Origin of the sequence: Microcoleus sp. BR0-C5 (genome assembly GCF_036705045.1) — a bacterium.
Taxonomy (GTDB): Bacteria; Cyanobacteriota; Cyanobacteriia; order Cyanobacteriales; family Microcoleaceae; genus Microcoleus.
The window spans coordinates 17,806-29,403 of the sequence record NZ_JAUBTR010000019.1 but is presented as its reverse complement, the minus strand read 5'-3'; the positions used below and the strand labels follow the sequence as shown (position 1 = coordinate 29,403).

12 protein-coding genes are annotated in these 11,598 nt (G+C 45.0%); 8 read left to right on the top strand and 4 right to left on the bottom strand.

What is annotated here, in order from left to right:
- Nucleotides 1-236 precede the first annotated feature (236 nt).
- Together QUB08_RS11725 and QUB08_RS11720 are read left to right on the top strand one after the other, a co-directional pair.
- The gene (locus tag QUB08_RS11725) at nt 237-866 is read left to right on the top strand and encodes a response regulator transcription factor (RefSeq protein ID WP_333224922.1); all 630 of its coding nucleotides are present in this window, start codon (nt 237-239) and stop codon (nt 864-866) included.
- Between the two features lie 243 nt (nt 867-1,109).
- Complete coding sequence (locus tag QUB08_RS11720; RefSeq protein WP_333224874.1) at nt 1,110-3,272, top strand: flotillin family protein; 2,163 nt, start codon at nt 1,110-1,112, stop codon at nt 3,270-3,272.
- 68 nt (nt 3,273-3,340) lie between these two features.
- Here QUB08_RS11720 and QUB08_RS11715 read toward each other — a convergent pair whose 3' ends face one another.
- Complete coding sequence (locus tag QUB08_RS11715; protein WP_333224873.1) at nt 3,341-3,628, bottom strand: DUF433 domain-containing protein; 288 nt, start codon at nt 3,626-3,628, stop codon at nt 3,341-3,343.
- A gap of 120 nt (nt 3,629-3,748) precedes the next feature.
- Here QUB08_RS11715 and QUB08_RS11710 point away from each other — a divergent pair, with 120 nt between their 5' ends.
- Both QUB08_RS11710 and QUB08_RS11705 read left to right on the top strand, forming a co-directional pair.
- Nucleotides 3,749-3,967, top strand: a complete 219-nt coding sequence (locus QUB08_RS11710) for a hypothetical protein (protein WP_190734845.1) — start codon at nt 3,749-3,751, stop codon at nt 3,965-3,967.
- A gap of 2 nt (nt 3,968-3,969) precedes the next feature.
- Nucleotides 3,970-4,305 (top strand): type II toxin-antitoxin system PemK/MazF family toxin, encoded by a 336-nt coding sequence (locus tag QUB08_RS11705; RefSeq protein WP_333224872.1) that lies wholly within the window; start codon nt 3,970-3,972, stop codon nt 4,303-4,305.
- Nucleotides 4,306-4,313: 8 nt separating this feature from the next.
- On the opposite strand, the gene QUB08_RS11700 is transcribed toward QUB08_RS11705, so the two are convergent.
- Together QUB08_RS11700 and QUB08_RS11695 are read right to left on the bottom strand one after the other, a co-directional pair.
- Nucleotides 4,314-4,535 (bottom strand): type II toxin-antitoxin system HicB family antitoxin, encoded by a 222-nt coding sequence (locus QUB08_RS11700; protein ID WP_333224871.1) that lies wholly within the window; start codon nt 4,533-4,535, stop codon nt 4,314-4,316.
- Nucleotides 4,536-4,915: 380 nt separating this feature from the next.
- Nucleotides 4,916-6,217 carry a serine/threonine-protein kinase gene (locus QUB08_RS11695; RefSeq protein ID WP_333224870.1) on the bottom strand — a complete coding sequence of 434 codons (1,302 nt, stop codon included), beginning with the start codon at nt 6,215-6,217 and terminating at the stop codon, nt 4,916-4,918.
- Nucleotides 6,218-6,515: 298 nt separating this feature from the next.
- On the opposite strand from QUB08_RS11695, the gene QUB08_RS11690 reads away from it, so the two are divergent.
- Both QUB08_RS11690 and QUB08_RS11685 read left to right on the top strand, forming a co-directional pair.
- Nucleotides 6,516-6,800: a DUF2470 domain-containing protein gene (locus QUB08_RS11690; RefSeq protein ID WP_333224869.1), complete on the top strand. Its 285-nt coding sequence runs from the start codon at nt 6,516-6,518 to the stop codon at nt 6,798-6,800.
- Nucleotides 6,801-6,984: 184 nt separating this feature from the next.
- Nucleotides 6,985-8,628, top strand: a complete 1,644-nt coding sequence (locus QUB08_RS11685; protein WP_333224868.1) for an AAA family ATPase — start codon at nt 6,985-6,987, stop codon at nt 8,626-8,628.
- A gap of 81 nt (nt 8,629-8,709) precedes the next feature.
- Here the strand turns inward: QUB08_RS11685 and QUB08_RS11680 are convergent, their stop codons facing one another.
- Nucleotides 8,710-9,786 (bottom strand): DUF3616 domain-containing protein, encoded by a 1,077-nt coding sequence (locus QUB08_RS11680; RefSeq protein WP_333224867.1) that lies wholly within the window; start codon nt 9,784-9,786, stop codon nt 8,710-8,712.
- Between the two features lie 148 nt (nt 9,787-9,934).
- On the opposite strand from QUB08_RS11680, the gene QUB08_RS11675 reads away from it, so the two are divergent.
- On the top strand, nt 9,935-10,099 hold the full coding sequence (locus tag QUB08_RS11675; RefSeq protein ID WP_333224866.1) for a hypothetical protein: 165 nt from the start codon (nt 9,935-9,937) through the stop codon (nt 10,097-10,099).
- A 251-nt stretch (nt 10,100-10,350) separates the two neighbouring features.
- Nucleotides 10,351-11,454, top strand: a complete 1,104-nt coding sequence (locus QUB08_RS11670) for a site-2 protease family protein (protein ID WP_333224865.1) — start codon at nt 10,351-10,353, stop codon at nt 11,452-11,454.
- The last annotated feature ends 144 nt before the right edge of the window (nt 11,455-11,598 follow it).

The following is an 11,598-nucleotide window of genomic DNA, read 5'->3' as shown; positions in this document are numbered from 1 at the left end:
TACCAAAGGGAGGGAGTAAGAAATTCACAAATGATTTAGGATGACTATATAGCAATCCTCGCATCATTTGCATAATTATTGTAGGGGCAATCCCACGCCCGGTTGCCCGATAGATAGCGGGTAGGCAAAGAAAGGCACTACCCTACAAATTTATCTGAATCATTTAGGATGACTATAGATAGTAAGTTTGTCGTGAGATTTTCAGTTTTTTTAAAAAAAATTAACAGGTAAACATGATTAACCAATCAAATATTATTCGCGTTTTAATTGCCGACGATCATTATATTGTGCGGCAAGGTTTAGTGGCGCTGCTGAATCATGAATCAGATGTTAAAGTTGTGGCGCAAGCAAGCAACGGGCAGGAAGCTGTGACAATGTTTCGCGAATATCAGCCGGATGTAACGCTGATGGATATGCGGATGCCCCAAATGGATGGAGTCGCCGCCATTGCTGCGATTTGTGCGGAGTTTCCCAACGCCCGGATTGTGGTGCTGACGACTTATGATGGCGATGAAAACATCTATCGCGGATTGCAAGCTGGTGCAAAGGGCTATCTGCTGAAGGATGCGGAACCAGAGGAGCTTTTAGCAGCAATTCGGGCGGTTTTTGAGGGTAAAAAGTACATTCCGCTGGCAGTGGGTGTTAAGTTAGCCGATCGCCTGAGTGGGCCTGAATTGAGCGATCGCGAATTAGAAGTCATCCGCCTCATAGTCGCGGGTAAAAGCAACAGCGAGATTAGTGAAGTTCTGCACATCAGCGAAAGCACCGTCAAGTTTCACATCAACAATATTTTGAGCAAAATGGGAGTTAGCGATCGCACGCAGGCAGCAATTTCCGCCTTAAAACGGGGGATTGTCAGCCTGTAGTTTAATGAGCAGTATTTTTTTTACACATAAATATAGGAATCCTAAATCATTTGTGAATTTCTTACTCCCTCCCCTTGATAAGGGGAGGGTTGGGGTGGGGTAAAAAGTTGACGACTCATTTAGCATTGCTATATGACTATTATGACTGCAAATAATGATAAATAAGACCTTAAGTTTTATGTAAAAACTTTTTAGTAAGGCTAAGCTGGAGCTCCTAGGACAAATTAGCCCTGCTCAAAAAAAATGCTTTATTCATTTTTGTCCAAATCTCAAGTCAAAGTCCGCGTTTTAAAACAGTTTGCAGCCGCTATTTCGGCGTCTTTAGCTCTTAGTGCAATAACCAGTTTGAAACCCTCGCCGGTATTAGCAGCTAGCAATATCCCCCCCGCCAATCAAACTTCGACTCAGCTAGCCGCAAAACCTGATTCTAGCTTGCAGCTAGGGCAGTTACGCAGCACTGTTCCCGTGCAGACAATGCAGCTCGATCCGGGTGGATTTATCCCGATCGCGATCGGCGGTATGATAATTATTCTGGTGCTGCCATTATTTTTTGGCGGATTGGTAGTAATTGGCGATCGCGAAGTTGGCATTGTCAGTAAAAAGTTTAGCTTCGGCGGCAAGTCTTTACCGCCCGGAGATTTAATTGCCTTAAACGGAGAAGCTGGATATCAAGCTGATACTTTGCCCCCCGGTTGGCATTGGGGTTATTGGCCTTTGCAGTACAACGTTCGCAAAGAGTCTCTGACTGTGGTTCCCCAAGGTGAAATTGCTCTCATTATCGCAGCAGGTGGTCAGTCAATTCCGCCGCAGCGCATCCTCGGCAAAATCACAGAATGCGACAATTTTCAAGATGCTCGCAAATTCCTCAAAGGCGGCGGCGAAAAAGGTAGACAACTAGGTATCGTGACTGGCGGTAGCTATCGAATTAATACAGCATTATTTACAGTAATTACAGCGGCAAATGCTGCCAAACACGGGATGACAGCCGAACTATTAAAGCTGTACAAAATTGCCCCAGATAAAGTGGGGATTGTCACAACTTTTGACGGCGTTCCCATTCAAGATGGCGAAATTGCCGGCCCGATTATCCCGAATCACGACAACTTCCAAAACGCGCAAAAATTTATCGCCGCCGGCGGGCGGCGCGGTTTGCAGGAACAGGTTTTGCTTTCCGGTTCGTGGAACTTAAATCCTTGGTTTGTCGGGGTTGACCAAGTGGCGATGACCGAAATCCCGATCGGCTATGTCGGCGCGGTTATTTCCTATGTTGGCAAAACCTCGGAAGATGTGAGCGGCGCTGCTTTCACTCACGGAAATTTAGTAAATGTCGGCAACAAAGGGGTGTGGGTGACTCCTCTTTATCCAGGCAAACATCCGCTGAATACGCGCATTTTGAAAGTAGAGTTAGTGCCGACCACAAATATTGTTTTGAATTGGTCTGGCAAAACAGAAAGGCACAGTTATGATTCTAAACTTTCCTCTTTAACCGTGCGTTCTCAAGACGGTTTTGCCTTTGATTTAGAAGTAGCTCAGATTATTCACGTTGGAGCTCTGGATGCTCCGAAAGTCATCTCTCGCGTCGGTTCAATGCAGAATTTAGTAGACCACGTTTTGCAGCCGACAATTGGGAATTATTTCCGCAATTCGGCTCAAGCTTATTCTGTATTAGATTTTCTCTCCGCAAGAAGCGGCAGGCAAGCGGAAGCCGCCGAGTATATCAAAGCAGCTTTGCGTACCTACGACGTGCAGGCAATTGATACTTTAATCGGGGATATTTTGCCGCCTGCAGAGTTGATGCAAACTCAAACCGATCGCAAAATTGCTGAGGAACAGTGTAAGACTTATGAGGTGCAGCAATTAGCACAAACTCAGCGGCAACAATTGGTGCGGGAAACGGCGCTGGCTGAGATTCAACAAGAGATGGTGAAATCCGAACAAGGCGTGAAGATTTCTGAGTTGAAAGCGAATTCTCAGGTTAAACAAGCTCAAGGCGAAGCTGAGTCGATTCGGGTGAAGGGAAATGCTCAAGCTGAAGCTTATCGCGCGGGTGTGGTAGCTTTGGGAGGTTCTGGTTATACGGCTTTGCAGTTAATGCAAATTATAGGCGATCGCAACGTGCGAGTTGTGCCGGATGTTGCGGTTAGCGGCAACGGTAGCGGCGGCGGTTTGGTGGACGGTTTGCTGGGAATGATGTTGTGGAATCAAACGGGCAAAAATGGAGAAAATGGAGGAGAATTACCTGTCGTTAACCTACAGATATCGGAACCTGCATCCAAGTTACCGGTAGCCAAGGTGAATTCTGTTAAGCCGCCGGCATCTCGCCCTAATTCCCCTGTTGCGAATGCTGAGGCTGATATTAATTCGCGGTTTGATGAATTGCCGTTTGACGATCGATCTTTTAGTTAGGCTGTGCCGTTTGTACGATAGAATACTCATATACCCTGACTTCTTAAAGAAGTCAGGGTATCTAACGATTAACTCCCCACTTTGTGTTCATTGGCTAAGCGATCGCACTCAGCTTCTTCCATCGCAATATCGGCATCAATTTGCTCTTTATTGGCGTAGTAGTAAGCTAATGCTGCATGAACTTGTGCTAAATTTAAGTGGGGAATTTCGGCAATAATTTTTTCTGGTTTCATCCCCATTTTGTACCAAACAGCGATTCGTTGAACTGTTATTCTAGTGCCTGCGATGCGGGGGCGATTTCCACAGGTTTCTGGTGTAGAAATGATGAGAGTGCCAATATCAGTTAAAGTTGGCATAGATGAATCTGGGGTTAAAAATTAGAATTTGAGTATAGCATAAATTTATTAATTTTTTGAGCTATAATCAAATCAACTTGCCCTAAGTGTTCCACAAGATAAGAAGCGAGAGGATTTGCTATGTTAACTACTGTTCGAGAAGTTTACGATCGCGTTCTGTCTACCCTTTCACCAAAGGATAGACTGCGCTTGGCAACTCTTATTCTCAACGATTTGGTGCAGCAAAATCTGTCGGTTGTCGATGAAAGCGAGACTTGGACTGAGGAAGATAAACTCGATGTGACGGCATTTTCTTTGCAGTACGCGGCCACCATTTTTTCTGAAAATGAGGAGATGTAATAGTGTCTTTTAATCCTGGTGATGTGGTGACAGTTGATTTTCCTGGTGTCACTGGCATTAAACGTCGTCCGGCTGTAATTCTATCATCAGTTACCTATAACACAACCCGCCGCGATGTAATAGCTGGACTCCTGACTACACAGACAACTGCTTTAGGTTTAACTGATTATATACTCCAAGATTGGGCCGCCGCAGGTTTACGAGTCGCTTCAGTTTTTCGCAGTTTTATTGTCACTCTACCCCCATCTTCCAACTTAGTTCTAATTGGTCATCTGTCACAACGTGACTGGAAGGAGGTTCGTGCTTGTTTGAAAGTCGCTCTTGCGGATTGGGAATGATATAATTGTTACTGTTTGACTAAGAAACGTTCGATAACATACTCACATAGAGTAGTTGGTTCGGGAATGAGTAAACCATCTTTTCGCAACCCTTCTAAGTGAAATTCGATCGCTTCTTTAATTTGCTGCTGTACTTCTGCAAGGGTAGCGCCTGTGGCTGCACATCCGGGTAAATCTGGCGCATAAGCTGAATAAGCTGTTCTCCATTTAAATTGTGTGTCAAAAATCACTCAAATTATTGTGGGATGGGCTTCTAGCCCGTCCCGAATATGCAATTTAAACGCGCAACAGCTTAGTTATTGGGTGTTTTTTCAATGACAATGGCATAACGCATCATTTAGTCTAGAATTTAGAGTAGATTAGGATTGACGCACTGACCAAAGAAACCGGGTTTTTACCGAATCTGATGACTACAACCAAATATTTCGTAAAAAACCCGGTTTCTGAACCCCAAACAGTTTGTGTTGGCCAATTGCTATGACGCGAATTTCGCGAGTCTAGTGCTTGAAGAGTGATATCAAGGTGTAACAGGTAATGAAATGACGAACAGCCGATAACTTCGTTAAAAAAGGTTCGATAAAAAAGACTTGACAAGGGGCTGAAATCGTTATTATATATTACAGCGTACACAAGTCTTCATAAGAGTCGGTAGCCCCCACCAGTACCCCAAGTCCGATCCATAACCATCCAAACTCAGCGGTAGATGGCCTATTGGTGCTTGCAAATTAAAGGTCAGATCCGTGTAATTCAACCACTTGCCTCCTTTTCGCCAACCGATCCGATCGCCTATCTTACACTCCGTCTCACGATCAAGTTTACCCCCCACTTCTAACCAAATTTTCTTCTGGACGCTAAAGCCAAAACGACCCTGACTATATTTTACCCAAAGTTGGTCGATCGTCCGTAAATCATCGCAAGGAAAATTCTTGATATACTCCCCATTTAAGTAACCTTTCTCTTGAGGATTTTCTAGCAAGCAACGGTGTGTTTCTTGCTGCGCTTCTTTCCACTTCCCTGCTGCTAATAAATCCCGCAGATGAGAATAGTCAATACCCCGCGCCGATTTAAGCTGTACCGAAACAGCGGCAACCGTTGACGGAATTGGTTCCCGCAGATAACTCAACCAATCTTGCATCGACTGCGGCCGTTTTTGCGGATCGGATGCCATCCCTTTTTCTATTGCTAAACTTACCCAATCTTTAACCCCAAAATTTTTCGCAGGTGGCAATGCTTCATTTCTAAAATGCCGATTGATGGAAGCTGTTGGCACTTGTCCCGTTACCGCATAATATAAAGATGCAGCCAAAGCATAAATATCAACCGTTGGTTTACCACTACCTTCGATATGCTGTTCCCAAGGAGCAAAAGCAGGGTTATGAGGATGTCTGCTACTAATAATAGTTGGCATTAATTCATTCGCCAGACCAAAATCAATTAATACCGCTTGCCCATTGGGACGCAACATAATATTACCCGGATGGGCATCTTGATGGACAATTCCGGCTTGGTGAACATCACTTAATGCTTCTCCAATTTGGCGGATAATTGCCACTGCTTCTGTATCCGGGAGTCGTCCCTGTTGCTGTACGGTATTATATAAACTTTGCCCGACGACTAAATCCATTACCAAACAGTAAAGGCCTTTTTCCTCAAACAAATCGCTAATGCGGACAATTCCAGGGTGCGCGTTTTGGCAAAATTTTGCTAAGATTTGCCCTTCGCGGATAAATCTACGAACAAAGTTGGCGTATTCCGCGTCATTTTGCAAACTCAGATTCGGTGTTTTGAGGACAACTTGATAGTTAAGTTGCAAGTGTGTGGCCTTGTAAGTCATGCCAAATCCCCCCATTCCCAGGATAGTGTCGATGCGGTAGGGGCGAGTTTTGAGGATTTGTCCGGGCGTCCACAGCATGGCAGGTTGTTTAAATTCTATTTAGTTGCTAATTATGATAAACTGTCTCGCCTTTAAAAAGCAATAAAAAGGAAGCCTTCTCAGGATTTACGCACTCCGATTAAAGAAACCGGGTTGTTAGAAAATATCTCGGTGACAATGCGTCTTACCGTAAAAACCCGGTTTCTGGACTAAAGTCCTTACTACAAAGAAAAATATGTTTTTCAAAATTAGCAAATTGTGAAGTAATTGGTCAACTGCGAATTTGTCTTACCGATCGCAGTACAATCGATCGATATTGCATCTGAGGAATCTCCCCATGTCAGAACCGTTTTCTACTGAGATTAGCGATCGCATCTGCGCTCACATGAACGAAGACCACGCTAGTGCTGTAGTGCTGTACGCTCAAGCATTTGGCCACCAACCAGAGGCAACGGAAGCTCAAATGCTCGCTATTGATGCCAACGGCATGGATTTAACCGCTAAAGTCAATGACGAAACAGTGCCCGTCAGAGTAAATTTCGATCGCACTTTAAAAGACGCCGAAGATGCTCACCACACTCTCATTGAAATGGTGAAACAAGCTCGAAAAGTTGCTAAGTAGCCAATTGCGTACTATTTTGTTATAATTTTAACGTTTGCAGTACGGACTTTAGTCGGGTTCAATAGTTGTTAAGAACTCAAGTTCTTAGTAAAAACCTTTAGTTAGGTTAATCTTTTTTAAAGACTAAAGTCCGTACTGCAAAAAAAATAATAAAGTTTAATTTTACTCTAAAATATCAAATAAAATGACCGAAAATTACCCCAAATCCCAAGAATTAGATGTCGTCAAGGGCAGTAAAAATAACCATTTCGAGGCACTGGTAAAACGACTAGATTTGATGATTCGTGCCCGCTATTCGCTGCTGTACATTGTCGGCGCGGAGGAGGAACCAGTCGAAGCTGTAATTGCCCAAGTAGCGCTACAAGTAACTCCCGCGCGCCGAGTATTGTTCTGGGATCTCGTGCGCGGCTGGGAGGATAACGGTTCTGGGAAAGGTTCGGTAATGGCAGCACTCGATCGCGTCAGCAAAACTGCTGTTGAAGAATATACCATATTTGTCCTGCGGGATTTGCACCCAATTTTGAAATATCCATACACCGAAAAAAATGCGGCGGTAGTGCGGGAATTGCGGAATTTAACGCGGGAATTGAAGCGCAGCAAAAAAACTATAGTTCTGACTTCTCACACGCTGGAATTGCCGGAGGAATTGAAAGAAGAAGTAACTGTAATTGATTTTCCTTTGCCCAACGTACAAGAAATCGACAGTTTAATTTCCCACGTTGTGGAAAAGCCACAACAGTTGCAAGTTAGCGGTTTAGCAAGGGAACAGTTGGTTAAAGCTTGTCAAGGTTTGAGTCGCGCTAGAATCGGGCGGGTTTTGGCTAAAGCTTTGGCCGCCAAACAGCAAATTAACGAGTCAGATATTGACGGAGTTTTGGAGGAAAAACAGCAAGCAATTCGCCAAACTGGCATTTTGGAGTTTTTCAACTCCAGAGAATCCCTAAAAAGTGTGGGCGGCTTGGAGAATTTGAAACAGTGGGTAAAGATGCGGCAAGATGCTTTTACTGACGAAGCGCGACGCTACGGCATACCGAATCCTAAAGGCGTTTTGTTAGTAGGAATTCAAGGCACTGGCAAATCTTTATCTGCGAAAACTATTGCTTGCGAATGGCGTTTGCCACTGTTACGATTGGATACTGGGAGATTGTTTGGTGGCGTGGTCGGGGAAAGCGAAAGTCGCGTCAGGCAAATGATACAATTAGCAGAGGCGATCGCACCTTGCGTTTTGTGGATCGATGAAATAGATAAAGCCTTCGGCAACATTATCAGCGGTGGCGACGGCGATTCGGGAACTTCGCGCCGGGTATTCGGCAGTTTGATAACTTGGATGCAGGAAAAAACCAGTCCGGTGTTTATCGTCGCAACTGCAAATAACGTCAGGATTTTGCCGGCAGAGTTGCTGAGAAAGGGCAGGTTTGATGAAATTTTCTTCTTGAATTTGCCCTCTGAATCGGAACGACAAGATATTTTTAAAGTGCATTTGCAGCGTTTGCGGCCGACTAGATTGCGCGAGTTTGATTTGGAGATTTTGGCGAAACGCGCTGAGAATTTTAGCGGTGCAGAAATTGAACAAGTGGTAATAGATGGATTGTATCGAGCCTTTGGCACTTTTGTCAACGGACAGCGCCGGGATTTGATGACGGAGGATATTTTGAGGTCGATCGAGGATACTGTACCATTAGCTGCGATCGCGCGATCGCAAATTGAAGATTTGAAGCGCTGGGCGGCGGAAGCGGGCGCGAGAACAGCTTCTAACGATACTCACTTAATTGATGAATTGAAACGCTACAGCCAGCGGCGAAGGGATGCGGATGCGATCGACAATTAACCGAATTTAGCATTTGTTTGTAGTGAGGACTTTAGTTTTTAGTCCTGATTCACCAAAACTCACCCGCCCTCCCACACGCAACTACAAACCCAACCTAAAAATATCAGCAAAAATAGCATTTTCCCCAACCATTCTCCCCGCATCCGGCGAATCGTAAACCACTAACAGCGAATTCTTATCCCCCAAATATGGAAACAGCGACAACCCCTCAGCATTGTCCGTACCAACCTTAAAAGGCAAATCAAACAATACCTCCAAATCTCCCCCATCTTGTCCAGTAATACTGTCGCCCGATCGCCCTAAAATCCCCTTTAACCGAAAAACCCTCATCGCCCCAGATAAAGTCATCGTCGGCCCCGCTAAAACAATCAAATTTTCCCCGTTCCAGCACAATTCTCGCACGCCCAAACCGTTCAAATCAACAAAATGTTTCTTGTACAATCTCCCTCCTTCCCCAATTGCCTTAAGCCTTAAAACTCCCGCTTGGGCCTCTTCAACTTCTATTTCTAAAATTATCGCCCAACCCCGCAGCACAGGCCCCCGCAAACCAAGAAAAATCCGATTTCCGCGCACCGCCAACCCTTCAATATCAAACCCATTTTCTTTACTCGGAACCGGCACAGATAAATATAGACCGAGGTGGCTGTCATCTTTGAGTGCATCTGTCAGCAAATTGCCTGTTTCTGTCCGCTGAAGGCATCCCACTGTCAGTTGAATTTCGGGATTGTCTGAATCGGGAATTGACTCGCACAAAATCCCGTCTTTCATAGGAATGCGCGCCAGTAAATAGCGGTTGACCTCTGTCACGATTTGTGCTAATCTTTCAATGTCTTTGCCGGGGTCTTTGCCTTTAGCTTTTTTGCGTTTTGTACTGTGAGAACCCACCACCCAAAGATAATCGCTGCAGAAATCAATTCCTTCGATATCGATTTCGGATTCTCCAGGTAGATCGATAAAATCTGCGATCGCAAATCTTTGATGTTCTCCAAAAATATGAGGCGCGACAAGCGACAAACGCTCGATCGAAGTCGTTTCATCGGAACCCAGCCACAAATGGCCATCGGGAGTTAAAGCAACAGCGGATAAGTCTGTAATAATATCAGCGACTTCGCTGTTTAATTGCAGCATCAGCCGGCCGAGCAAAAAGGATTCTGGCATAATTATTAGGATCTAAACTATTCTTAGGGTAAGTCATTATAGTTAAACCTGCTTGAAACTCATAGGTTGCACCATTCTCAATCAGGCTTTTATGGGCGGGCTCGCGTGCCCAACCCATACTCCCCACAAGAAAGAAAATTCATCTGTTGTGGAACAGGCATCTTGCCTGTTGCTGACAATGGTGCAAAAAGAAAATTCATCTGTTGTGGAACAGGCATCTTGCCTGTTGCTGACAATGGTGCAAAAAGAAAATTCATCTGTTGTGGAACAGGCATCTTGCCTGTTGCTGACAATGGTGCAAGATTTGAGTTAAAACCCGCTGAAAATTAAAACAGAAAACTCAAACAGATATCCTCCTCAAGCCTCATAGCAAAAACTTCCGTTTTGGGATAAGGATTTTTAACCCCTAACGGGCCAAACGGCAGTCGGCGGTAATTATTCAGCAAACCGAACCTCCACAGACGGATAACACCCTAATTGAAACATTAACATCGCCGTTACCTTTCGTTACGATAAGGAGACAGAGAGAAAAACCTCTCATTCGTAAAATCAGAGGTAGCCATTATGAACGGTACATTTCGCGTCGGCAACCTGTTTGGGATTCCCTTCTTTGTCAACGCATCTTGGTTTTTAGTTCTGGGTTTAGTAACCTGGCAGTACGGTGGCGCATTAGCTGCCCTGTTTCCCACATTGGGCCCCGTAGCGCCCTGGATGCTGGGATTATTCACAGCGTTACTGTTATTTGCTTCCGTCTTAGCCCACGAATTAGGACACAGTTGGGTAGCCATTAAACAGGGAATTGGCGTGAAATCGATTTCGCTATTTCTGTTTGGCGGACTGGCTAATTTAGAAAGAGAATCCAAAACCCCAGCCGAAGCATTTTGGGTAGCAATTGCAGGTCCCTTGGTTAGCTTATTTTTGTCCGGTTTGTTAACAGCCATAGGCATGGGTGCTGGTCTCACAGGCCCCGCAGCCGCCATCGTCGGACTTTTAGCTTCCATCAACTTAGTTCTAGCCTTATTTAACTTAATTCCCGGTTTGCCCCTCGACGGCGGCAACATCCTCAAAGCGATCGTCTGGAAAATTACTGGCAACCCTTACAAAGGTGTAATTTTTGCTAGCCGCGTTGGTCAAATCATTGGTTGGATTGCCATTGCTACAGGCATTTTCGGCAATATCTGGAATCTAGTAATCGGTTGGTTCTTACTGCAAAATGCCGGTCAATCCGCACAATATGCCACAGTCCAAAATCAACTGGCAGGTTTGACAGCCGCAGATGCTGTTACCCCCGAAAGTCCGATCGTCTCCCAAGACTTGTCCCTCAGAGAATTTGCCAACAACTACGTGATCGGTAGCACTCAAACCTGGCGCAGGTTCCTGGCAACAGATGATGCCGGACAATTGGTAGGGGCGATCGACCTTGATGACCTCAAAACCATTCCTACCGGACGCTGGCCCGAAGTTTTAGTTAAAGAACTCCTGAAGCCGATCGAATTTTCCACCACCGTCAAACCAGAATTATCCCTCCTTGAAGTCGTCACCCTCCTAGAACAACTCAAAGTACAAGAACTCCCCGTCATTCGCGAAAACGGCGTTCTCGTCGGACTTGTAGAAAAAGCTGAAATTGCCCGCCTGCTACAAAGACGAGCCGAAGCGAACCCTGCTTAATATCCTCAGATACTTGACAAATAATAGTTAACCCCCTCGATTTCCCCTTACCAAAAGGGCGATCGGGGGGGTTAACTCTAGCTTCCCAAAAGTCAATTCAAACACTCAATTATTAGCAGCAAATCAACCATGATAATTATCAGA

Bases quoted from the DNA above. Each gene is read 5' to 3' on its own strand.
- QUB08_RS11720 (WP_333224874.1), top strand. From the start codon at position 1,110: ATGCTTTATTCATTTTTGTCCAAATCTCAAGTCAAAGTCCGCGTTTTA.
- QUB08_RS11715 (WP_333224873.1), bottom strand. From the start codon at position 3,628: ATGCCAACTTTAACTGATATTGGCACTCTCATCATTTCTACACCAGAA.
- QUB08_RS11710 (WP_190734845.1), top strand. From the start codon at position 3,749: ATGTTAACTACTGTTCGAGAAGTTTACGATCGCGTTCTGTCTACCCTT.
- QUB08_RS11695 (WP_333224870.1), bottom strand. From the start codon at position 6,217: ATGCTGTGGACGCCCGGACAAATCCTCAAAACTCGCCCCTACCGCATC.
- QUB08_RS11690 (WP_333224869.1), top strand. From the start codon at position 6,516: ATGTCAGAACCGTTTTCTACTGAGATTAGCGATCGCATCTGCGCTCAC.
- QUB08_RS11685 (WP_333224868.1), top strand. From the start codon at position 6,985: ATGACCGAAAATTACCCCAAATCCCAAGAATTAGATGTCGTCAAGGGC.
- QUB08_RS11680 (WP_333224867.1), bottom strand. From the start codon at position 9,786: ATGCCAGAATCCTTTTTGCTCGGCCGGCTGATGCTGCAATTAAACAGC.
- QUB08_RS11670 (WP_333224865.1), top strand. From the start codon at position 10,351: ATGAACGGTACATTTCGCGTCGGCAACCTGTTTGGGATTCCCTTCTTT.